Origin of the sequence: Nitrobacter hamburgensis X14, from assembly GCF_000013885.1 — a bacterium.
GTDB lineage: Bacteria > Pseudomonadota > Alphaproteobacteria > Rhizobiales > Xanthobacteraceae > Nitrobacter > Nitrobacter hamburgensis.
Genome location: NC_007964.1, coordinates 3,586,375 through 3,607,500, shown reverse-complemented (window position 1 = coordinate 3,607,500; position 21,126 = coordinate 3,586,375). Strand labels below are relative to the sequence as shown.

The following is a 21,126-nucleotide window of genomic DNA, read 5'->3' as shown; positions in this document are numbered from 1 at the left end:
GGCTTATCCGAGGCCGATAATCCGGTCGACCGCCTTGGCGAAACCATCGTTTTCATTGCTGTCGGTGACGCAGGTGGCTTGCGCCTTCACCTCGTCGTTGGCATTGCCCATGGCAAAGGACAGGCCGCTTTTGCCGAACATGGCCAGATCGTTTTGCATGTCTCCGATGGTGGCGATGTTGCGCGGCGCGATACCGAGGCGCTTCGCCATCGTTTCCACGAATGTCCCCTTGTCCTGCCCGGCGGGCGTGATGTCGAGATAATAGCTTTGCGAGCAGATAGCCGACGCTTGCCCGGCGAGCGCCGCCTGCATTGCGATCTCGCAACGCGCGAGCTTCTCGGGATCGGCGCTGACGCCGACGATCTTGCAGGCCTCGTTCACGAAATCATCAAAGCTTGAAACGATAACGGCGTCGGCCAGGATCGTGGCCTGCTCGTGCGGGACGTAGCGCCCGTCGTCGTGCGTGATCAGCCAGCGGTCGGCCGTGAACAGCCAGATGTCGACCCCTGATGCCTTCAGCGTGTCGATCGCGATCCGCGCCGCCGACGCGGAAATGACGGTCCTTTGAAGCACGTTGAGGGCAGGATCGACGATCAGGCTGCCGTTGAAGGCGCCGAACGGTAGCTTGAGACCGAGCGGTTCGATCAGCATCCGCATTCCGAACGCGGGACGGCTGCTGGTGATCGTGAAGCCGATATCCCTGTCGGCGAGGTCTTTCACGGCCTTGATCGCGGCCTCCGTCAGTCGCTTGTCGGGCGTCACCAGACTGCCGTCGACATCGGAGATCACAAGGGAGATAGGATTCATGAAACTGTTTGGCTCCGCTCGAGCATGGTCAAGATACGATCGGCGATATCATTCACTGTCGCGCCGATGTCGACGACGATAGGTCGCTCATCCTCGGTCGGCTCCTCCAGTGTTTTGAACTGGCTTTCGAGCAGTTCCGGCGGCATGAAGTGAGCGTCCCTGGCCCTGAGGCGCTCGGCGATCAGGTCCTTGTCGCCGCGCAGGTAGACGATGCGGGTGTCGCGGCGATCGTGCATGAGAATAGCTCGATAGGCACGCTTGAGCGCGGAGCACGCCATGATGATGCTCGTACCGCTTGCGCGCTTGCGTCCGATCTCGGCGGCAACGGCGTGCAGCCACGACCACCGGTCGTCGTCGGTCAGCGCAATGCCGGCGCTCATTTTCTCGACGTTGCTCACGGGGTGAAACCGGTCGGCATCCTCCACGATCCACCCCAGCCGTCGTCCGAGCGCGTTCGCGATAGTGCTCTTGCCTGATCCGGACACGCCCATGACGATCAGCGCGCAAAAGCCGGCGTCGCGGTCCGCGCTCATGCCGTTCGCCCCGCGGCCGCCGCATCAGTCAGCCACGTCGTGACGCCATTGGAACGGGCGCGCGTGCCGGGCAGGTCCGCGCCAGCCATGACTTTGGACAGGATATCGCGCTTGGCTTCGCCGCTGACGAGAAACAGCATCTCGCGTGAGCAAGCCAGCGCCGGAAGCGTCAAGGTGACACGGGGAACGAAGGGCTCGACGTGCGCATGATCGACGCCGATGACCCAGCGTTCGGTTTCGGTCAGCGCTGTGTCTCCGGGAAACAGCGAGGCGGTGTGACCGTCCGGTCCGAGCCCCATCAGCACGAGGTCGAACAGCGGCCGACCCGCATCCAGACGGCGCGCGCCGTAAAAGGCTTGAAGGTCGCGCTCGTAAAGCCGGGCCGCCGCATCCGGATCGCGTGCATCGGTCGGAATCGGATGGATATTGTCTGGCGGGGCGCAGCGGTCGAGGAAAATCTCCCTGGCCGCCGCCATGTTGTTGCGTGGGTCGTCTGCGCTCACGAAACGCTCGTCCCCGATGAACCAATGAACGCGATCCCAGGCAATGCGCGAACGATAGCCCGAATTTCCCAGCAGTGCGTAGAGTGCTTTCGGGCCGGAGCCACCGGTGAGGCATATCGCTGGCCGCGTTTGGTTTCCGGCGATCCGGGCGATCAGATGCGCCGCGGCTTCCGCCGCGACCGTCTGTGCATCCGGCAGCATCTGAAACCTGCGCTCTGCCGCGTCTGCGGACGTCATGTCAGCTTGCGCCAATTGTGGCCATCCCGCGCCAGCAACGCGTCGGCCTCAGCGGGGCCTTCGCTGCCTGCCTCGTAGCCGACCAGCCCGTCGGCGCCGGCCTTCTTCCAGGCGTCGAGGAACGGCTGCACGGCCTGCCAGCCGGCCTCCACGCCGTCGGCCCGCTGAAACAGGATGTTGTCACCGATCATGCAGTCGTAGATCAGCGTCTCGTAGCCCGTGCTCGGCGCGGCCTTGAAGTAATCCTTGTAGCGGAATTTCATCTCGACGCCGTCGATCGAAATCGTGGGACCGGGCACCTTGGTGTTGAATTGCAGCGTGATGCCTTCGGCCGGCTCGATGCCGATGACGAGATAGTTTTGCGAGAGCTGATCAACGGGCGTGGCGCGAAACATCGCGAACGGCGCCTGCTTGAACTTGATCGCGACTTCGGTGCGCTTGAGGCCGAGCGCCTTGCCGGTGCGCAGGTAGAAGGGGACACCGGCCCATCGCCAGTTGTCGATTGTCAGCTTGAGCGCCGCATAGGTTTCGGTGGTGCTGTCGGGCTTCACGTCGGGGGTTTTGCGATAATCGCCGACCGCCTGGTCGCCGATTTTACCGGCGTGGTATTGCCCGCGTACGGAGTTTCTGAGTGCCTCCTCCGGGCGCTGGGTCTGGATCGCGGCAAGCACCTCCGCCTTTTCCGAGCGCACCGCGCGGGCATCGAACCGCGTTGGCGGCTCCATCGTCACCAGCGACAGCAACTGGAACAGATGATTCGGCACCATGTCCCGCAGCGCTCCGGTCGCGTCGTAGAAACTGCCGCGATGTCCCACCGCCAGCTTTTCGTCGACGGTGATCTGGATATGGTCGATGTGGTTGCGATTCCAGATCGGCTCGAACATGCCGTTGGCGAAGCGAAGGACGAGAATGTTCTGGACGGTTTCCTTGCCGAGATAGTGATCGATCCGGTAGATCTGATGCTCATCGGCGATCTTGAGCAGCTTGCCATTGAGCGCTTTTGCCGACGCCAGATCGGTGCCGAACGGTTTTTCGACCACCAGCCTGCGCCACGCGCCATTGGCCTCGCGCAGCAGGCCGACCCGGCCGAGTTGTTCGGTGATCGGCGCAAAGGCTGTCGGCGGCACGGCAAGATAGAACAGGCGGTTGCCGCAGGTTCCCTTGGCTGTCTCGAGCTTTTCGAAAGCCTTGCTCAAGGTATCGAACGAGGCCGGATCGGACGGATCGGCTTCGAGACACGTCAGGCAGCCAAGCACCTTTTGGGCAACTTCCGTTTTGACCGGCCGGGTGGCGTGCTTGTTCAATCCGTCCATCAGGCTTTGCCGGAGATCATCTTCCGACATCTGCTTGCGGACGATGCCGACGATGCAAAACTGCTCCGGCAGCAGGCCGGATTCGGCAAGATTGTAGAGTGCGGGAATGACGAGGCGATGGGTGAGATCGCCGGTGACGCCAAAGATGACGAAGCAGCAGGGCTCCGGTTTGTGCGGCTTGTTGCTTGCGTCCGCCATCAACTCGCGGCCCTCCCCTTTGTGGATGAATCGCCTTCCCCGGACTCCTTGTGGCCGCCGAATCCCTCGCGCATCGCGGACAGGATTTTTTCCGCGAACGTGTGCTGCCGGCGCGAGCGGAATCGCGCGAACAGCGCCGCCGTCAGGACTTCGGCCGGGACGGCTTCGTCAATCGCGGCATTGATGGTCCAGCGGCCCTCGCCGGAATCCGCGACGAATCCCGAATAGGCTTCGAGCGTCTCGCTTCGGGCCAGCGCCGACGCCGTGAGATCGAGCAGCCAGGAGGGAATGACGCTGCCGCGACGCCAGACCTCGGCGATGTCGGCGAGATCGAGCTTGAAACGATGATCGTCCGGCAGGGCATCGATGTTCGCGTTCTTCAGAATGTCGAAACCTTCGGCATAAGCCTGCATCAGGCCGTACTCGATGCCGTTATGCACCATCTTGACGAAATGGCCGGCGCCGACCGGACCGGCGTGAAGATAGCCCTGCTCGACGCGCGGATCGCGACCGTCCCGGCTCGGCGTTCTCGGAATGTCGCCGCGGCCAGGCGCCATCGCCGCGAAAATCGGGTCGAGCCGATCGACGACGGCCTTGTCGCCGCCGATCATCATGCAATAGCCGCGCTCAAAGCCCCAGACTCCGCCACTGGTGCCGACATCGACGTAATGGATGCCTTTCTCGCGCAGCGTCCTGGCCCGCCGGATATCGTCCTGCCAGAAAGTGTTGCCGCCATCGATGACGACGTCATCGCGGTCGAGCAGCCTCGCGATGGTATCGATGGTGGATTCCGTGATCGCGCCGGCCGGCAGCATGATCCAGACAGTGCGAGGTTTTTCGAGCTTGCTGACGAAGTCTTCGAGATCGCTCGCGCCCGCTGCTCCCTCTCCGACAACCGCGGCGACAACCTTATCGCTTTTGTCGTAGACGACGGCCTGATGGCCTCCATTTTTCATCAGCCGACGAACGATGTTGGCCCCCATTCGCCCCAGGCCGATCATACCTATCTGCATTCGTCCGATCCTCCATCCGAGCGCCGGCAAGCGGTATGGACAGTCCACGTGCTGTCTGACGGTTCAATGATGCTTGCGTTTCAGGGTGTGGCGCGACACCGCCTCGAAATATGTTCAGGGAGCTTTTGACGCCGCTGGAGACGACGATCGTCGAATGAGCCGACGACAGGGACAAGGTACAGGACTTACGCATCAGGGGAACATTTGTTCCCCTGGAGTTTATCGCATTTACGTGAGCGCGCAGGGCTCGCCGCCACCGTGAGAGCGCCGAGAGATACGGATCAATTCAGAGCCCCGGTGATCGCGTCGCCGAGCTGCGACAGGCCGGATCGGAGATCGCCCTTGAGATGCACGCGAAGCGCCCGTCGTCCGCGCCTGGTGAGCACATCGAAGTCGCCGCGCGCCTGCGCCGCCTTGATGACACTGAAGCTGATTTTCCGGCCGGGGATTGTCAGATCCCTTGCGTCATCAGTGGTGATCTGAAGAAAGACGCCGCTGTCGGGGCCACCCTTGTAGGCTTGTCCGGTCGAATGCTGGAAGCGCGGACCGAACTCGGCGCAGGTGGCGACTTTTTCCCGGTCGCGAACGGCGAGACGCATCCTCTGCAGATCACTGATGTGTTTGTCGTCGCGTGCGATGTACGCCAGCAGCGCGACGTAGTCGCCGGGCTCTGTGCGCGCGAAGTGCGCCTTGAGCCACGATGACAGGTCGCCGTCTGCGCCCTTTTCACGCAACGCGCGTGCATTGACATCGTCGGTGTAGAGATCGAAGCGGGCGGTGGAAAGCGCTGGCTCCTCATTCGGAAGCCTGCCGGTTTTCTCGAACGCGGCCGTCAACTCGCGGGTTCTGATCTTGGCGGCTTCGACGTCCGGCTGATCGAACGGATTGATGCCGAGAATCGCGCCGGCGACCGCGACTGCCATCTCGAACCGGAAAAACTCCTGGCCGATCTGATCGATCGAATTCATCACGATCCGGACCACCGGATGACCGGCGTTCTCGAGCGCTCGCAATTTTTCGTCATGAGCGGCATCGTCTTCGCCCGCGGTGCGGATATCGACGAAGAAACGATCGTTGCCGTAAAGGCTTGCATCGCCGAGCGATTCGCCATCGATCGGGATCAGGCCCTTGCCTTCCTTGCCGGTGGATTCCGCGATGAGCTGCTCCGCCCATGCGCCGAAATCGGCGATCTTCCGCGACGACAGGATCGTGACCTTGTCGCGGCCTTCGCGTCCGGCGAGACCCATGGCAAGACCAAGCTGGACGCCGGGGTTGTCATGCGGCGGCACTTCAGCGCCGCAGGATCGCACCATGGCGAGGGCGTTCCGGAGCAATCCTGTCACATTGATTCCCGCCGTCGCTGCCGGGACCAGGCCGAAGGGCGAGAGCACCGAGTAGCGGCCACCGATCGCGGGGTCACCGTGGAAGGTGCGCGCATAGCCGAGCTTTGTCGCTTCCTTGTCGAGCGAGGAGCCGGGGTCGGTGACCGCGATGAAGCGATGGCCGGCCTTGTCGGCGCCGATGGCCTTGGCGACGCGCGCATGAAAATAGTCCTTCAGCGCATTCGGCTCGGTGGTGCCGCCGGATTTGCTGGACACGATGAAGACGGTCCTTGCAACATCGATCGCGGCTTCCAGCGCACGGATCTGGGCGGGATCGGTTGAGTCCAGCACATGCAGTTTCGGAAAACCCGCCGTCTTCGCAAAGGTCGTCGCCAGCACCTCCGGGCCGAGGCTCGATCCGCCCATGCCGAGAACCACAGCATCGGTGAATTTCTGCTTCTTCACCCGCCGCGCGTAGTCTTCGTAGTCGGCGGCCCGGTCGAATTCCGCGGCTGGGCTTGCAAGCCAGCCCAGCCATTTGTCTTCGTCCGCGCCGGTCCACACGGATTTATCGTGCTGCCACAGTTTGCGGATCGTGCCGGCGGCCCGCCAGTCTTCCGCCTGTGCCGCGACGGATTTCGCCATGGCGGGGTCGAGCGACAATGTCTGCTGGCCGATGGCGGAACCGAGAATTTTCGCACGTTTGCGAGCCACGGCGCCGAGCAGCTTGTCGGCCGCATCGTCGAATAACTGCACGCCTTGCTTCACGAGGTCCCGGGTGATCGCATCGAGCGAAATTCCCGCTTCCGCGAGCGAGGCGAGCGCTTGCCGTGCCTCGTCCAGGTTTTCCTGAAGGCTGTCGCGCAGCCTGCCATGATCGCGGAAGGCTTCAAGGGTTGCCGGGGGAATGGTGTTGACGGTATCCCTGCCGATCAACTCCTCCACATAGAGAACGTCGCTGTAGTCCTTGTTCTTGGTCCCGGTCGAGGCCCACAGCAGCCGTTGCGGCCTGGCACCCTGTGCCTCCAGCCTCTTCCAGTCGTCGCTAGAAAACAGCCGCTTGTAATCCTGATAAGCGAGCCTGGCATTGGCGATCGCGATTCTGCCCTTGAGCGTGGTAAGACGCGCTTTCTCCGCGGGATCGTTGGCCTGCGCAATCTTTTCGTCGAGCTGCTTGTCGACGGCGGTGTCGATGCGACTGACGAAGAAGCTGGCGACGCTCGCGACATGCGAGGGATCGCCGCCATGTCGTACATACTCCTGAAGCCCGGACAAAAAGGCCTCGGCAACCTCGACGTAAACCTTCTGGGAGAACAGCAGCGTGATGTTGATGCTGATACCCTCGGAAATCAGGTGGCGGATCGCGGGCAGGCCCTCCGGCGTCGCCGGTACCTTGATCATCAGGTTCTTGCGGTCGACGGATTTCCAGAGCCTTTTGGCCTCGACGATCGTCGCCTTGGTGTCGTTGGCGAGATAGGGCGAGACCTCGAGGCTCACGAAGCCGTCGGCGCCATGGAGCCGATCGTAGACCGGCCGCAGCACGTCGGCGGCGTGCTGGATGTCCTCGACCGCGAGCTGCTCGTAAAGACCGGCGACCGACCGATCGCCCTTATCGAGAATACGAGCTATTGCGCTGTCATATTCGTCTGAACTTCCGATGGCCTTCTCGAAAATCGACGGATTGGAGGTGACCCCGCGCACCCCGTCATTGTCGACGAGGTGTTTCAAATCGCCCCTGGCGATGAAGCCGCGCGCAAGGAAATCGAGCCAGACCGCCTGGCCGTGGTTCTGGAGTTCTCTGACAGGATTCATGATGTTCTTCTGTGTTCTGACGCCGCGCCGCGCGGAGGGGTTGTCCGGCCCGCCGGCGAGGGTTGTCAACTTGGCCGGGAAAAAATGGCCTCATCAAGGGGCTTGCCACTCTAATAACGCTTTTGGCGGGATATTGATCCCGCCCCGGAGAGTCGGAGAGTGCTGGACCGGCTCGCCGTGTCATGGCAAATCGATTTCGTCGAATTCGCAGCGTCGGCCCGCTTCGCGCATCCATTCTGCCGGAAGGCTTCTTATGCAGAGGATTCTTATCAGGAGTTCAGGAACGAGTCGGCCGCAACTTTGCGACAAGATACGACAAGATCGGGCCCATGAGGGCGTGGGTCTTGTCGTCCGATCCTGGTCTCCGATAAAGAATTTGTGAAGCAGTCGGCTAACCGGCTTCACGCTCGGCCGTTAAGGTTCGTTCATGCCCCGATATTTTTTCAACACCCGCATCGGTAGCGACCTGATCCTCGATCCGGAGGGTGAGGAGTTGCGCGATCCCGACCACGCCTGGCGCGCCGCGCGGACGACGATCCGGGAAATTCTCAAGACGGACGGCGAACAACGCGCCATTCTCAACGCCGTGCTGGAGGTCACCGACGCTGCCGGTGACATCGTCCTCGAATTTCCGTTCACCGAAGCCATCCTTGATTCGGTCGATCGGTCCTCGACGCGGCATTGATCGGCCCGGAATGGTCGGCCCCGTCATCGCCTGATCGAGAGGTTGTCATGTCTGGTGTCTTTGATTTCTCCGCGAACACGCTGGCCGGCGAGCCCTGCGCATTGAAGCTGTTCGAGGGACAGGTCCTTCTGATCGTGAATACCGCGAGCGCCTGCGGGTTCACACCGCAATACAAGGACCTCGAGGAGCTCTATCGCGCCATGAAGCCGCGCGGGTTTTCCGTGCTCGGCTTCCCCTGCAATCAGTTTGGCAAGCAGGAGCCGGGATCACCGGCGGATATCCAGCAGTTCTGTGAGAGCAAATACGATGTAACGTTTCCGATGTTTGCGAAGATCGAGGTCAACGGCGATAATGCTCACCCGCTTTACAAATACCTGAAGCGCGAGAAGTCCGGATTGCTCGGCGCTTCGATCAAGTGGAATTTCACGAAGTTTCTGGTTGATCGGCAGGGCAACGTCGTTGCCCGTCACGCTCCGACCACCAAACCCAAAACGCTCACGCAAGAGATCGAGGCCCTGCTTTGACTTACGAGAATGAAATCACCAACGACCAGTTGCCCGACCGTCTGTCGACAAACCCGCAAAGCCCTTATTACAACGCCGAGATTCTTTCGCGCGATATCGGCGTCCGTTTCAAGGGGGTCGAGAAGAACAACGTCGAGGAGTATTGCGTCAGCGAGGGATGGGTTCGCGTCACTGCCGGCGCGGCCAGGGATCGCCGCGGCAATCCGCTGACCATCAAGCTCAGCGGCACGGTCGAGCCGTACTTCCGGGCCGGGGGTTAAGCCTTGTCGGGCACTCACGGCCTCGGCATTTAAGGAGTTCGTGCAACACGGCTGCCTCTCGCTTGACACGGATACCCGCTGTGAGCAGTCGCCGCCTTCCTCCGGCCATGTCCGAAAGTCCAGCCATGCCTGTCACGATCCCGTCGTCGGTCTTGCCGATCCTGATGCTGTTCTGTTCGAACGTTTTCATGACCTTCGCCTGGTACGGGCATCTGAAATTCAAGGAGAGCCCGCTTCCGCTGGTCATCGCGATCAGTTGGGGCATCGCGTTCTTCGAATACTGGCTCGCCGTGCCGGCCAATCGCTGGGGCAGCGCGGTTTATTCGGCGGCACAGCTCAAGACCATTCAGGAAGTGATTACGCTCGTTGTCTTCGCCGGCTTCTCCGTGCTGTATCTGAAACAGCCGCTGGGCTGGAATCATGCCCTGGGCTTTGCGTTCATCGCACTCGGCGCGTTCTTCATTTTCCACAAGTGGTCGTGAAGCAAAAAGCGGGAGCCCGGCTTCGATTCCTCGACACCGATAACGGAGATCGCCATCGAGGCCCAAAGCGATCGGCCACCGGGATCGCGCCGCGGTCCCGGATAGCGCCAATGGTCATGCATCAATATTTGGCTCGGTCAGGCAGTTTTCGGAATTCCAGCCATACTTTCTGGGCTTCCTCCTGCATCATCTGTTGGGGATGCAGCATACGCTGAGGGTACGGCTTCTTCATGTCGATGCTGATATTTGAATCATCGAACAAGTCCGCATAGTCTGTCCACGCGGCAGCATAGTAGATCTTGCTGATACGCGCCCAATAAGCTGTGGCGTAGCACATCGGGCAGCATTCGCAGCTCGTGAACAGCGTTGCGCCGCGCAAGTTGGGGGCACCGATCTTTTTACACGCAATGCGGATGGCATTGACCTCGGCATGAGCGGATGGATCGTTGTCACGCAATACGCTATTGCCGCTTGCCGCGAGAACCTCGCCGTCACGCACCACAACGGCTCCGAACGGTCCACCGGTTTTGTCGACAACGCCAGCTTGCCGCATGGTCAGGATCGCCAACGACATATGTTTACGATCCTGCTCCGTAATTACCGACTTCGCGCGAGCCGTCGAATTTGCAGGCTTGGCTACAGTTTCACCGCCAGCCAAGGTTACCGCAGCCAGGCCCGCACCCACTGTCAGAAAATTCCGGCGGTGCACCACGCGCACCGATGAGAACAATGCATCAAGCGATTTGTCGATATTCATTTCCCCTCCAGCACTTCGAGCTCCGTCACCCGCATTGCTGCTTGGTGGAGCGTTCTCAATTTTACGAGCCTTAGTTCAATTAAAGGTGAATCTGACGTGCCGCTACGAGAGCTTTTCGCTTCTGATGGAATCAGAAGCGAGCTCTATGATTTTGATTTGACGCGTTTTCTTCACGCGAACCGGTATCCGTCCCCGGGGCGAGCCCGAGGACATGCTTCGCTCGAAACGCTTTAGGCTCAGGACCCATTAATTTTCTTGTGGAGAGGTGTTTGGACTGATTCATTGGCGTTGCTGGGAGACGCCGCGATGTCCGATTTGTTTCTGCTCACTGAGGCGCAGATGCGCCGGATCGAACCGTATTTTCCGTTGTCGCACGGGATTGCGAGGGTTGACGATCGGCGGGTGATCAGCGGCATCATCTTCGTTATCAGGAATGGTCTGCGCTGGCGCGATGCACCGCCGGGCTATGGTCCGTACAAGACGATCTATAACCGGTTCGTGCGCTGGAGCCGGCTTGGCGTCTTCAACAAGATATTTGCTGAACTGGCTCGTAAGGGCGGCGCTCCGAAGCGATTAATGATCGACGCCACGCATTTGAAGGCGCACCGTACCGCCGCCAGCCTTTTAAAAAAGGGCCTGTTTCCCGATGTATTGGGCGCACCAAGGGCGGCCTGAACTCCAAACTGCACGCCGTATGCGACGGTCAAGGCCGCCCCATCATCATGCTGCTCAGCGAGGGCCAGATGAGCGATTACAAAGGCGCGGCCCTGATGATCGATGCGCTGCCGCCCGCCAGGCAGTTGCTCGCCGACAAGGGTTACGACGCCGACTGGTTCCGTCAGGCTCTCGCCGCGCGCAGCATCACCGCATGCATCCCATCAAAGTCAAACCGCAAAGAGAAAATCGAATATGATCGGGTGCTCTATCGCCAGCGGCACAAAATCGAGAATATGTTCGGAAGGCTCAAGGACTGGCGACGTATCCATACCCGCTACGATCGGTGTGCTCACACATTCATGTCCGCTATCTGCATCGCAGCAACCATCATCTTCTGGCTCTGATCAATGAGTCCTGAGCCTAGATCAATCGGATCCGTTGCAATTCCCTGACCTCCGCACTCTCGCCCTCCGCACTGTTGACGAACCCGCGCACCCGCTGCTCGCAGCGCCAGGCGTCGCCGTCGCGCGTGATCGAAAACAGGTTGTAGGCGGCGGCCGGATAGTGTCGGTAAGGCACCGCGGATGCCGACGGCACGCCGACGGCGGGAATGCGGCCATGCGGTCCTTCGAACCACATGGTGGAATGGATGTGATCGTGGCCGTGCAGGATCAGATCGACGCCATGCCGTCCCAGTATCGTCAAGAGCGCATCCGCATCGGTCAGCCGCTTGTACGACGATTTTGAAGACAGTGGATGATGGACCAGCAGCACGCGAAAGTTCGGATCGCTCGCAAGCTGTGAAAATCCGCGGTCGAGCGCGTCGAGCTGCGCGCGCCCCAAGGTGCCGGTCGCCATGAACGGCGCGGTCGGCACCGCCGACGACACGCCGATCAGTGTCAGTGGCCCTCTGCGGCGTAGAAACGGAAACGCAAGCGGCGCTCCTGCCTCGGCGCCATCGCCGTGCAAATATCCGGCCCATTCCGAGGTCTGTTTTTTCGTCACGCGAACATAGGCATCGTGATTGCCGGGAACGACGGTGACATCGGCGGGCGCGCCGACGCTTTCAAGCCATGCGCGCGCGCGCGTGAATTCGTCGGGCAGCGCGAGGTTGACGAGATCGCCGGTGATCGCGATGTGGTCGGGAGCCTGCGCCCTGACATCGGCAACCAGAGCGTCCAGCACATCGCGCCGATGGATGGCGTGCCTGCTGCGTTTCCAGTTCAGATAGCCGAGCGCGCGCTTGCCCGCGAGCTGATGCAGATTTGGTGCCGGCAGCGGAGCGAGATGCGGATCGGACAGATGTGCGAGTGTGAATGCGGTCATTTTGGTGACACTATTATCGAAAGGGCTAATGTCGGGATTTTCTTGTCGCATGATCTCTCCGGAAAACCGGTTCCCACTTTTCCGGATCATGCGCTTAGCGTTTTCAAGCGAAGTGGATGCCGGTTCGCGTCAAGAAAACGCGTCAAAACAATAATCTAGAACGTTTCGCTTCTGATACAATCAGAAGCGAAGCGCTCTAGGCGCTCCCAATCAGGATTCCGGCGGCAAAAACCAGCGCGCCGCCGACCGCGATCTGGAATGTCGCCTGCAGCCATGGCGTATCCATGAAGCGATGGCGCACCCAGGAAATGACGCCGAGTTCTACGATCACGACGGCGACCGCGAGCACGGTAGCCACATAAAAATCCGGGATCAGATAGGGCAGGGTGTGGCCAAGGCCGCCGACCGCCGTCATCAGGCCGCACACGCCGCCGCGGATCCACGGCGAGCCGCGGCCGCTTAAGCTGCCGTCGTCCGACAGCGCCTCGGCAAACCCCATGGAAATGCCGGCGCCGACGGACGCCGCGAGGCCGACCAGAAATGTCTCGAACGGTTTGTGGGTGGCGAAGGCGGCGGCGAACAGCGGCGCCAGCGTCGAGACCGAGCCGTCCATCAGCCCGACAAGGCCCGGCTGCACATACTGTAAAACGAACGCGCGGCGCTCGCTGTCGGCTTCGCCGGCCTTGACCCTCTCTGTGAGATGTTTCGCGGTGAGTTGCCCGGCCAGCGAATCGTGCCTGTCCTCCTCCTCGGCGAGGCTGATCAGCAATTCGCGGATCGATGCATCGCGCGTGGTTTCGGCGGCTTTGCGATAGAACCGCGCCGCCTCCTTCTCCATGCCGAGGACGTATTTGCGGACCTCTTCGAGGCCGAGCGGCCGCGTCAGCCACAGCGGCTTGCGCTTGATGAAACCCGTGACGTCGTGGCGGCGGATCAGCGGCAGGTAGTCGCCGAACTTTTCGCGGTAGAGATCGAACAGTCTGCCGCGATGGCGAACCTCTTCCTCCGCCATGCCGGAGAGGACGGCGGCGGAGGCCGGAAACGGTTCGGCCAGCCCTTCGGCGAATCCGTGATAGATGCGGCTGTCCTCTTCCTCGCTTGAGATGGCGAGCGCCAGAATCTCGCGTTCCGTCAAATCGGCAAATTGCTTCACTGCTGCCTCGTGCCCCGGAATGTTCTCAAGTTTTGGCAAGAGGACCGCTATGATGCAAGGAGTCATGCGAGAACGATTTGCGAAATCGCTGTTGCCGGGGGCTTGCGCGCCGTGACTTTCCAGCGTCTGCGCCGCAGTTTCGAGCCTGCGCTGCGCCGGTTGCTTCACCTGTACTGGCGGTTGGCCCGCGGCATGACGCTGGGCGTGCGGGGGGTGGTGCTCGACGGCGACAGCCGCGTGTTTCTGGTCAGGCACAGTTATGTGGCGGGCTGGCATCTGCCCGGCGGCGGCGTCGAGGTCGGCGAGGCGTTCCGGACGGCGCTGCAGCGCGAATTGATGGAGGAGGGACGAATCGAGATATCCGGCGAACCGGCGTTGCACGGCATTTTTCTCAACAGCCATGTCTCGCCGCGCGATCACGTCGCGGTCTACGTCGTCAGGGACTTCCGGCAGGATCGCAAGCCCGAACCCAATCACGAGATCATCGATCGCGGCTTTTTCGCCGCCGACGCGCTGCCGCCGGAGACCACGGCCGGCACGCGGTTGCGGATCGCGGAAGTTCTCGATCATGCGCCGCCGATACTCACCTGGCGTCGCTGTCCGGACCGGTCACCATAATCGGCGGCAGGCAATGGACCACGCCCGTGGCAGATGCTATCTCGCCTCTCCCATGTCCGATCTGTCCCTCACCATCCTGACCGAGACCGCCAACGACGCGCAGGCCATCGAGCGTCTGCACGAACGCACCTTCGGCCCCGGCCGTTTCGTGCTCAGCGCATACCGGCTGCGCGAGCATGTCGATCATCTGCTCGACCTCTCCCTGACCGCCCGCATCGGCACGCTGCTGGTCGGCTCGGTCAGGCTGTTGCCGGTCTGCATCGGCGACACGCCGGCCCTGCTGCTCGGTCCGCTGACGGTCGAGCCGCCGTTCCGCGGCCGCGGGATCGGTCGCGCGATGCTCGATCGCGCGCTCAGTGACGCGAGGGCGAAGGGACATCGTCTGGTGGTGCTGGTCGGTGACGAACCTTATTACAGCCGCGTCGGTTTCAAGGCGATTCCGAAAGGGCAGGTCGATATGCCGGGCCCGGTCGATCGGGCCCGGCTATTGGTGTGCGAACTCGTGCCCGGTGCGTTCGAGGGCGTGTCCGGCATGGTCCGGCCCGACTGGACGTTCGCGCGGGAGGCGACGCGCCAGGGCGAATGAATTGAAATCAATTCAAACGTCATGGCCGGACTTGTTCCGGCCATCTACGTCTTTGATCCAAATCGATAACAGGAAGACGTGATGCCCGGCATGAAGCCGGGCCTGACGAAGACCCGCTCAGTATTTGACGTTCGCGAACAGCCGCACGTTTAGCCCTGGCAGCAACACCTGATCCTTGTTGTAGGCGACGGCGTTGCGGATGTCCTCGTTCAGCAGATTGTCGCCGACGAGACCGACCGTCACCTTCTGTGCTCCCCACCAATCGTTCTTCGGCAGAGTGGTCGTGTAGCTGACCTCGGCCCGCAGCCGGTTGTAGCCGGGAGTTGTCGTCTCGACACCGCTCACGTCGTTCTGCGCGAAGGCATGGAGCAGGTTGACGCGCGCCAGCCAGTTGGCGTCGTGGTAGTAGACGCCTCCGCCTGCGCGCTGCGGCGGAATTCGCGGCACGTTGGTGCCGTCCGTGAAGGTCGCGCGGACGATGTCGTACTGTCCCTCGATGCCGAACAGGCCGTTCCAGATCGGCAAGACATCATATTGAAACTGGAATTCGCCGCCGCGGAAAGTGGCATCGGTCTGGGAGTAGATGGCCTGGTTCAATTCCAGACCCGGGCCGGCTGCGCACGCCGTTTCGTCGCAGGTGTTGCCGGTCAGACGCCGGTAGATGAAGCCGTTGAACCGCGTGTAGTAGCCGGTCAGTTCGAATCGCAGCGGTCCGGTCGCACGGCGCAATCCCGCCTCGACCGACTTTGCGGTCTCGATGCCGAGGTTCGGACTGCCGATGTCGAAGGTTTCCGTCGCATCATGCGCACCGCGCGAGAACAATTCGGCCGGCTTTGGCGCGCGTTCGACGTATTGCCCGGTCAGGCTGGCCACGAGATTCCAGGGCAGATTCTGAATCAGACCGACACTGGCGCTTGCCGGCGTGAAGTTCAGGGCCCGCGGCGTTGCGACGCCGATCGCGCCCGGATCGGCGGCGAGGTCGAACAGTTCGGGGATGACGCTGGGAGTCGAACCGTTGAGGTTCACGTGTTCGATCCGGCCGGCGACTTGTGCCTTGGTCGTATCGCTGAACTTGAACTCGTTGAAGATATAGCCGGCGAGCCGGCCGTTGCTGTTCGGATCCCATAGACCGTTGAGCGGGCTGAATGGATCGGACGGGCCCGGAGCCGTCAGTTCCTGATGCGACGCCTGGACGCCGATCGCGGTCGTCAGGGCAGCGAAGCGCAGGTTGAACGGGGCGAGCTGGACCTCCATCCGGCCTTCCTGCTCCTTGTTGGTGAAGGTCTGGCGAACGCCGTCGCTGGATAGATCGGCCGCGTCGGCGAGGCCGAGTTCATTGTGCTTGTAGTCGGTCGCGCCGAGCCAGAACCGGATGGCGTCGATCGCCGCCGCGTCGGGGCGGTACTCGCCCTTTGCCGTGAACTTGGTCTGATGCGCGTCGATCCGGGTGCCGAACTCTTCGCCTTCCTTTCCGGGGATGTGGTACAGGCTGTTGTTCTGGGTGATCGCCGCGCCGACGAACCCGCCGTCGAACAGGTAGGAGCCGCCGACCGAGCCGCCGTTCGAGTCGGTCGCGGTATTTTTCTGCACGCCGCCGGGGATCGCATAGTCCTCGGTCCGCCGCGCGAAGGCGTCAGCATGGATGGCGAAACCGCCGCCGCCGGCATCGAGCAGAACCCCGCCTTCACGGCCATTGTCCACGCTCGACAATGCTCCACGGGTTTCGAAGTTCACGCAGCCGGGGGGCGTCGACAGTTGCGGCGCCTTGACGGCGTAGCCGTAGGTCTGCGTCGTCAGCGGCGGCGCGCACGGCGAGGTTTCGGGAATGCGGTTGTTGCTGGCGCTGACGACGCCGCCGATCGCCGTCGAGCCGTAGCGCAGCGTGGCCGGGCCGCGGATGACCTCGACCTGGTTGGTCGAAAGCGGATCGATCGGCACGAAATGGTCCTCGCCGAGATCGGACGCGCCATTGCTCCCGATGCCGTTCTCCACGATGCCGACGCGATTGACGTCGAGCCCGCGAATGATGGGTCGGCTCGAAGCGCCCGGCGCGAACGAGGAGCCGGTGATGCCCGGCTTGTTGTTGAGCAGGTCGCCCAGCGTCGCTGCCCCGTTGCGCCGAATCTCGTCGCTGGGGACCACGGTCACGGTCGCGAATTGATCGGTCACGATGGGTAACGTGCCGGGCAAGTTGGCGGGGGGCGGCGATGGCGGCGTCGGCGCGCTGGCTACCTCGGGCTGCGGGGCGGCGGATGGGCGTGTCGTCGTGCCGCGGCGGACTGTGCGCGCAGGCCTCGCCTGATGAGGCCGTGCGCGGTGCACGATCGGACTGGGCGCGTTGACCACAATCCCGGGCAGGGCGGTCTGAGCCGAAATTTCATCGGGCATCGCCATGACGCCAAGGACTGGAAGCGACACGACGCCGAGGCGCGCGATTGCGAGAAAACGATTGGAAGGAACGGACATCTGGCTGGCCCTGACATGGCCGACGTTGACCCGTAGCGGGTTGGGCGGCCGTCGAAGTCGATGGATAGGTTTGCGAAGTCGGCAACGGCTGCGCTAGCCGCGCGGGCGTCGCCGAGTGATCGACGTCAGGAGGCGGGAGGCGCGCGCGGCTGGAATACGACGCGCCGCGATTCGAGGTGATTGAATTCGGCGTCGGTGGCCCGGTAGAGGAAATGATACGCCTCGGGCAGCAGCAAAACCGGAGGCTCGGTGAACAGCACCGTGCTTGCGAGCGCCATGACGGCGCAAACGGCGCAGTAGTCGCTGTCCTGATCGTGACCTGATGCCGGCCCGGCCGGACTCGTGGCCGCCGCCTTGGCGAAATTCCTGACGGCTGCGTCTTTGGTCGCAAGGGGCTTGGTCTGGGTTTTGCCGGTGTCGCTCGCCTGCGCCGAGACGGCGGGTGCAGCGAGCGCAGCAGCGCCGTGATGATGTCCGAACGACAACACAAACTGGATCGCAAGCGCGAGCAGCGCAATCCGCGATCCGTGTTTGATGTTCGACCGGAACCACTTCATCGCAACAGAAGCCCCCGCAGCGGAGGCTCGCCACGCCTACCGCCAAGATGTTATAATATAACATCGGTATTTCGGGCCGATGTCAACGGCGACCTGCTGCGGCCTCACGATGTGTCCGCCAAATCCGGAGACTGTGGGTTTTGTGCAACGGATTGCGGGATCGGCGGGACCTTTAGAGCCTTCTCGCTTCTGATGGAATCAGAAGCGAGGCTCTATGATTTTGAATTGACGCGTTTTCTTCACGCGAACCGGTATCCATCCTCGGGTCAAGCCCGAGGACATGCTTCGCTCGAAAACGCTTTAAGGCCGGATCGACATTCAGGATTCCCAAGCGGTCTGATCGCTGATTTCATAGGGTTCCGTGATTCTGGCACGGAGCTGCACGATGGGGATCAAGCGGTATGAGCTGAGCGATCGGCAGTGGGCAACGATTGCACCGTTGCTGCCAGGCAAGGCGGGTGATCCAGGGCGGACGGGAGCGGACAATCGGCTGTTCGTGAACGGCTGTCTGTGGGTGCTGCGCTCCGGCGCGCACTGGTGTGACTTGCCGGAGCGTTATGGCAAGTGGAAGACGGTGCATCGGCGGTTCAGCCGGTGGTGCCATGCCGACGTGTGGGAACGGGTGTTCGCCACCCTGACCGCCGACCGCGACAACCAATACCTGATGCTCGACAGCACCATCGTTCGCGCCCATCAGCAGGCGGCCACCGGAAAAGGGGGGCCAAGGATCAGGCGCTGGGGCGGTCCCGAGGTGGACTGACCACCAAGGTCCACATGCTCGCCGATGCGCTGGGCCGCCCCTTGCGTGTCATCGTGACCGCCGGGCAGGTCGGAGACATCACGCAAGCCCCCGTGCTGCTCGAAGGCCAGGCCGGGGACGCCGTGCTCGCCGACAAGGCTTACGATAGCAACGCCTTGCGGGCCCTCATCGCCGGCATGGGCGCCGAAGCCGTGATCCCGTCAAACAGGACGCGCAAAGTCGTCATCCCGCATGACGCCGACCTCTACAAACACCGCAACCGGATCGAGCGCTGCTTCAATCGTCTCAAGCACTTTCGCCGCTTCGCCACCAGATACGACAGGCGCACCGTTCATTTCACAGGCTTCATCCACCTCGCCGCAGCCATGATCTGGCTGCGCTGAATGTCGATCCGGCCTAGCGTCCCTCGCGCAGCCAGGTCGCGGCAAAGGCGCCGAGCAGCAGCAACAGGCCGATCAGCCCGGCGAACACCGGCAGAACGCCGACGCCGCGCACCACGCTGGCGTCGCGCATCCGCACGCCCATCCAGCCGTCGCCGCGAAACACGCTGGAGGAATGCACCGGAACAATGCGCGGAACGTCGACGTTCGAGCCGTCCGCGATCCGCCGGGCATCGCCGCCGCTGGCCTGCGCGAGCGGCTTGAGTTCGTCGACGGTCGACGTCACCTCGGAGAATTCCTTCGGATTGACCGGGCCGACATTGACCAGCGCTTTCAGCGTGCCATCGCTCGCCTGCCATAATCCGAGTTCGTCGGCGGTCAGCGTCGCTTTCCAGAGGCCGGGTTCGCTGGCGCCGAGCGTCAGTTCGCGGGTCTTGCCGGACGGCGACGTCACGACGACCGGCGTGACGCTGTCGGCCATGGTCTGGCGCTGCACGACGAGGTCCTTGCCGTGGACTTCGAGCCGCAGCGCCTCTTCGTCGAGTTCGGGCTGTTTCATCAGCCAGTGCGACATCCGCCGCAGCAGGTCGAGATACGGGCCGCCGCCCTCGTAGCCGCGCGCCCACAGCCAGATGTGATCCGACAGCAGCAGCGCGACGCGGCCTTCGTCATAACGCGACAGCAACAGCAGCGGCTCGCCGTCGGCGCCGGTCATGACTGGCGGCACCGAAGCGTTGCGGGTGTCGACCTCGCGGAAAAACCGGCTCCAGTGCGGCGGGTCGCTCGCGGAGCCTTCAAGCCCGCGGGTGACCGGGTGGCGCTTGCCGGCCTCGCTCAGGCGCGCGTGGAACGGCTTGTCGGTGACGCCGGCCGGTTCGGCGGGCAGCACCGAATCCAGCGGCGTCCGCCAGATGCTGGTGGTCGAGGCGTAGTCGGGGCCGGCCGAGACCAGCACCGCGCCGCCTGCGCGCACGTAACGCGCGATATTGTCGAAATAGGCGATCGGCAGCACGCCCTGGCGGGCGTAGCGGTCGAAGATGATGAGCTGGAATTCGTTGATCTTCTGCTGGAACAGCTCGCGGGTCGGGAAGGCGATCAGCGACAGTTCGTTGAGCGGCGTGCCGTCCTGCTTCTCGGGCGGACGCAGGATCGTGAAGTGAACCAGATCGACGCTGGGGTCCGACTTCAAGAGGTTGCGCCAGGTGCGTTCGCCCGAATGCGGCTCGCCCGATACCAGCAGCACGCGCAGCTTGTCGCGGACGCCGTCGATCGGCACCACGGCGCGATTGTTGACCGGCGTCAGTTCGTTCGTTAGCGGCGAGGCCTCGATCTCGACGATGTTCTGCCCGGCGTGCTTGATGTCGACATCGACGTTGACGGTCTCCCCGCTCAGCACCGTGCGCTCGTTGATGACCTCGCCGTCGCGGCGCACGACCACTTTCGCGTGCTCGCCGCTGACGCCCTGATCGTCGAGCCGGTAGGTGATGGTCTGGGTCTGGCCGACGATGCCGAAACGGGGTGCTGCGACGATCGCGACGCGGCGGTCGCGTTCGTCGTTGTGGCCGGTGATCAGAGCATGGACCGGCGCCTTGAATCCGAGGGCGGCGACGTTGTCCGGAATATCGTGAACGCGCCCGTCGGTGATCAGGAACGCGCCGGCGACGCGGTCGGTCGGCACGTCGGACAGGGTCGAGGAAAGCGCCGAGAACAGCTTCGTGCCGTCGGTCTCGCCGTCCGCCTGGCCGGCATCGACGACGCGGACTTCAAGGCCCTTGATCTGCTTGAGGCGGTCGACCAGCGCCTCGCGCGCCTTCGCTGTCTGGTCGGTGCGGTCGCCGAAATTCTGGCTCGGGCTCTTGTCGACGATGACGGCGGCCACCGAGGACAGCGGTTCGCGCTCCTCGCGGGTGAACGACGGGTTGGCGAGCGCGAGCAGGATCAGCGCCAGCGCCGCCACCCGCACCGCCGCGCCCCGCGCGCGGCCGACCACGAGCAGCACCGCGATCACGACGATCGCAGCGAGCGCGGTCCACAGCACGACCACGGGAACCAGCGGAGCGAAGGCGATGCCGTAGGTCATGCGCTAACTCACACCGCAGCTTCCGTCATTGCGAGGAGCGTAAGCGACGAAGCAATCCAGTCCTGCATGTATCGCGCTGGATTGCTTCGCTTCGCTC

General features: G+C 62.7%; 20 protein-coding genes. 8 read left to right on the top strand and 12 right to left on the bottom strand.

Translation table 11 applies throughout. The annotated features are described in order from the left end of the window. Nucleotides 1-3: 3 nt before the first annotated feature. The 6 genes from NHAM_RS16775 to NHAM_RS16750 all read right to left on the bottom strand — a co-directional run bounded on the left by NHAM_RS16775 (nucleotide 4) and on the right by NHAM_RS16750 (nucleotide 7,738). Nucleotides 4-807, bottom strand: a complete 804-nt coding sequence (locus NHAM_RS16775) for a Cof-type HAD-IIB family hydrolase (protein WP_011511662.1) — start codon at nucleotides 805-807, stop codon at nucleotides 4-6. After that, nucleotides 804-1,340, bottom strand: a complete 537-nt coding sequence (locus NHAM_RS16770; protein ID WP_011511661.1) for a gluconokinase — start codon at nucleotides 1,338-1,340, stop codon at nucleotides 804-806. The genes NHAM_RS16775 and NHAM_RS16770 overlap by 4 nt, the downstream gene beginning before the upstream one ends. Next, on the bottom strand, nucleotides 1,337-2,080 hold the full coding sequence (pgl, locus tag NHAM_RS16765; protein WP_041358273.1) for a 6-phosphogluconolactonase: 744 nt from the start codon (nucleotides 2,078-2,080) through the stop codon (nucleotides 1,337-1,339). The genes NHAM_RS16770 and pgl overlap by 4 nt, the downstream gene beginning before the upstream one ends. Continuing rightward, the gene (gene zwf / locus NHAM_RS16760) at nucleotides 2,077-3,591 is read right to left on the bottom strand and encodes a glucose-6-phosphate dehydrogenase (RefSeq protein WP_011511659.1); all 1,515 of its coding nucleotides are present in this window, start codon (nucleotides 3,589-3,591) and stop codon (nucleotides 2,077-2,079) included. Before zwf ends, pgl begins: the two co-directional genes overlap by 4 nt. Continuing rightward, nucleotides 3,591-4,604, bottom strand: a complete 1,014-nt coding sequence (gene gnd / locus NHAM_RS16755) for a phosphogluconate dehydrogenase (NAD(+)-dependent, decarboxylating) (RefSeq protein ID WP_011511658.1) — start codon at nucleotides 4,602-4,604, stop codon at nucleotides 3,591-3,593. Before gnd ends, zwf begins: the two co-directional genes overlap by 1 nt. A 281-nt stretch (nucleotides 4,605-4,885) precedes the next feature. Further along, nucleotides 4,886-7,738 (bottom strand): bifunctional transaldolase/phosoglucose isomerase, encoded by a 2,853-nt coding sequence (locus NHAM_RS16750; protein ID WP_011511657.1) that lies wholly within the window; start codon nucleotides 7,736-7,738, stop codon nucleotides 4,886-4,888. A 427-nt stretch (nucleotides 7,739-8,165) separates the two neighbouring features. Between NHAM_RS16750 and NHAM_RS16745 the strand changes: the two genes are divergently transcribed. The 4 genes from NHAM_RS16745 to NHAM_RS16730 all read left to right on the top strand — a co-directional run bounded on the left by NHAM_RS16745 (nucleotide 8,166) and on the right by NHAM_RS16730 (nucleotide 9,689). Continuing rightward, entirely contained in the window at nucleotides 8,166-8,423 is a 258-nt protein-coding gene (locus tag NHAM_RS16745; protein ID WP_011511656.1) for a DUF6894 family protein, read from the top strand. 47 nt (nucleotides 8,424-8,470) lie between these two features. Beyond that, complete coding sequence (locus tag NHAM_RS16740; RefSeq protein ID WP_011511655.1) at nucleotides 8,471-8,947, top strand: glutathione peroxidase; 477 nt, start codon at nucleotides 8,471-8,473, stop codon at nucleotides 8,945-8,947. Continuing rightward, nucleotides 8,944-9,207: a DUF3297 family protein gene (locus NHAM_RS16735; protein ID WP_011511654.1), complete on the top strand. Its 264-nt coding sequence runs from the start codon at nucleotides 8,944-8,946 to the stop codon at nucleotides 9,205-9,207. The genes NHAM_RS16740 and NHAM_RS16735 overlap by 4 nt, the downstream gene beginning before the upstream one ends. A 125-nt stretch (nucleotides 9,208-9,332) precedes the next feature. Next, nucleotides 9,333-9,689, top strand: coding sequence for a DMT family protein (locus tag NHAM_RS16730; protein ID WP_041358270.1), 357 nt, complete (start codon nucleotides 9,333-9,335; stop codon nucleotides 9,687-9,689). Nucleotides 9,690-9,810: 121 nt separating this feature from the next. Here the strand turns inward: NHAM_RS16730 and NHAM_RS16725 are convergent, their stop codons facing one another. Next, nucleotides 9,811-10,446, bottom strand: a complete 636-nt coding sequence (locus tag NHAM_RS16725; protein WP_011511652.1) for a nucleoside deaminase — start codon at nucleotides 10,444-10,446, stop codon at nucleotides 9,811-9,813. A 306-nt stretch (nucleotides 10,447-10,752) separates the two neighbouring features. Here NHAM_RS16725 and NHAM_RS25170 point away from each other — a divergent pair. Beyond that, nucleotides 10,753-11,507, top strand: a protein-coding gene (locus NHAM_RS25170; RefSeq protein WP_086008349.1) for an IS5 family transposase whose coding sequence is annotated in 2 segments (ribosomal slippage) — nucleotides 10,753-11,086 and nucleotides 11,086-11,507 — 756 coding nt in all. Because the reading frame shifts where the segments join, the coding sequence is not laid out codon by codon here. 16 nt (nucleotides 11,508-11,523) lie between these two features. Here the strand turns inward: NHAM_RS25170 and NHAM_RS16710 are convergent. Both NHAM_RS16710 and mbfA read right to left on the bottom strand, forming a co-directional pair. Further along, the gene (locus NHAM_RS16710; RefSeq protein ID WP_041358269.1) at nucleotides 11,524-12,429 is read right to left on the bottom strand and encodes a metallophosphoesterase family protein; all 906 of its coding nucleotides are present in this window, start codon (nucleotides 12,427-12,429) and stop codon (nucleotides 11,524-11,526) included. Nucleotides 12,430-12,625: 196 nt separating this feature from the next. Continuing rightward, complete coding sequence (mbfA, locus tag NHAM_RS16705) at nucleotides 12,626-13,582, bottom strand: iron exporter MbfA (protein WP_011511650.1); 957 nt, start codon at nucleotides 13,580-13,582, stop codon at nucleotides 12,626-12,628. A gap of 111 nt (nucleotides 13,583-13,693) precedes the next feature. On the opposite strand from mbfA, the gene NHAM_RS16700 reads away from it, so the two are divergent. Both NHAM_RS16700 and NHAM_RS16695 read left to right on the top strand, forming a co-directional pair. Then, a complete protein-coding gene (locus tag NHAM_RS16700) occupies nucleotides 13,694-14,200 on the top strand; it encodes an NUDIX domain-containing protein (protein WP_011511649.1) in 507 nt (168 codons plus the stop codon). Nucleotides 14,201-14,252: 52 nt separating this feature from the next. After that, nucleotides 14,253-14,786, top strand: a complete 534-nt coding sequence (locus NHAM_RS16695; RefSeq protein WP_041358267.1) for a GNAT family N-acetyltransferase — start codon at nucleotides 14,253-14,255, stop codon at nucleotides 14,784-14,786. A 117-nt stretch (nucleotides 14,787-14,903) separates the two neighbouring features. Here NHAM_RS16695 and NHAM_RS16690 read toward each other — a convergent pair whose 3' ends face one another. Next, nucleotides 14,904-17,252 (bottom strand): TonB-dependent receptor, encoded by a 2,349-nt coding sequence (locus tag NHAM_RS16690; RefSeq protein ID WP_011511647.1) that lies wholly within the window; start codon nucleotides 17,250-17,252, stop codon nucleotides 14,904-14,906. Between the two features lie 125 nt (nucleotides 17,253-17,377). After that, entirely contained in the window at nucleotides 17,378-17,809 is a 432-nt protein-coding gene (locus NHAM_RS16685) for a DUF2946 domain-containing protein (RefSeq protein WP_011511646.1), read from the bottom strand. A 391-nt stretch (nucleotides 17,810-18,200) separates the two neighbouring features. Between NHAM_RS16685 and NHAM_RS25165 the strand changes: the two genes are divergently transcribed. After that, a protein-coding gene (locus tag NHAM_RS25165) for an IS5 family transposase (protein ID WP_157043753.1) occupies nucleotides 18,201-18,952 on the top strand; the annotation gives its coding sequence in 2 pieces (ribosomal slippage) (nucleotides 18,201-18,531 and nucleotides 18,531-18,952; 753 coding nt in all). A gap of 13 nt (nucleotides 18,953-18,965) precedes the next feature. On the opposite strand, the gene NHAM_RS16670 is transcribed toward NHAM_RS25165, so the two are convergent. Then, on the bottom strand, nucleotides 18,966-21,029 hold the full coding sequence (locus NHAM_RS16670) for a membrane protein (RefSeq protein ID WP_011511645.1): 2,064 nt from the start codon (nucleotides 21,027-21,029) through the stop codon (nucleotides 18,966-18,968). Nucleotides 21,030-21,126 lie beyond the last annotated feature (97 nt).

Coding starts and splice junctions, on each gene's coding strand:
- NHAM_RS16775 (WP_011511662.1), bottom strand. CDS start 807: ATGAATCCTATCTCCCTTGTGATCTCCGATGTCGACGGCAGTCTGGTG.
- NHAM_RS16770 (WP_011511661.1), bottom strand. CDS start 1,340: ATGAGCGCGGACCGCGACGCCGGCTTTTGCGCGCTGATCGTCATGGGC.
- pgl (WP_041358273.1), bottom strand. CDS start 2,080: ATGACGTCCGCAGACGCGGCAGAGCGCAGGTTTCAGATGCTGCCGGAT.
- zwf (WP_011511659.1), bottom strand. CDS start 3,591: ATGGCGGACGCAAGCAACAAGCCGCACAAACCGGAGCCCTGCTGCTTC.
- gnd (WP_011511658.1), bottom strand. CDS start 4,604: ATGCAGATAGGTATGATCGGCCTGGGGCGAATGGGGGCCAACATCGTT.
- NHAM_RS16750 (WP_011511657.1), bottom strand. CDS start 7,738: ATGAATCCTGTCAGAGAACTCCAGAACCACGGCCAGGCGGTCTGGCTC.
- NHAM_RS16745 (WP_011511656.1), top strand. CDS start 8,166: ATGCCCCGATATTTTTTCAACACCCGCATCGGTAGCGACCTGATCCTC.
- NHAM_RS16740 (WP_011511655.1), top strand. CDS start 8,471: ATGTCTGGTGTCTTTGATTTCTCCGCGAACACGCTGGCCGGCGAGCCC.
- NHAM_RS16730 (WP_041358270.1), top strand. CDS start 9,333: ATGCCTGTCACGATCCCGTCGTCGGTCTTGCCGATCCTGATGCTGTTC.
- NHAM_RS16725 (WP_011511652.1), bottom strand. CDS start 10,446: ATGAATATCGACAAATCGCTTGATGCATTGTTCTCATCGGTGCGCGTG.
- NHAM_RS16710 (WP_041358269.1), bottom strand. CDS start 12,429: ATGACCGCATTCACACTCGCACATCTGTCCGATCCGCATCTCGCTCCG.
- NHAM_RS16695 (WP_041358267.1), top strand. CDS start 14,253: ATGTCCGATCTGTCCCTCACCATCCTGACCGAGACCGCCAACGACGCG.
- NHAM_RS16690 (WP_011511647.1), bottom strand. CDS start 17,252: ATGTCCGTTCCTTCCAATCGTTTTCTCGCAATCGCGCGCCTCGGCGTC.
- NHAM_RS16685 (WP_011511646.1), bottom strand. CDS start 17,809: ATGAAGTGGTTCCGGTCGAACATCAAACACGGATCGCGGATTGCGCTG.
- NHAM_RS16670 (WP_011511645.1), bottom strand. CDS start 21,029: ATGACCTACGGCATCGCCTTCGCTCCGCTGGTTCCCGTGGTCGTGCTG.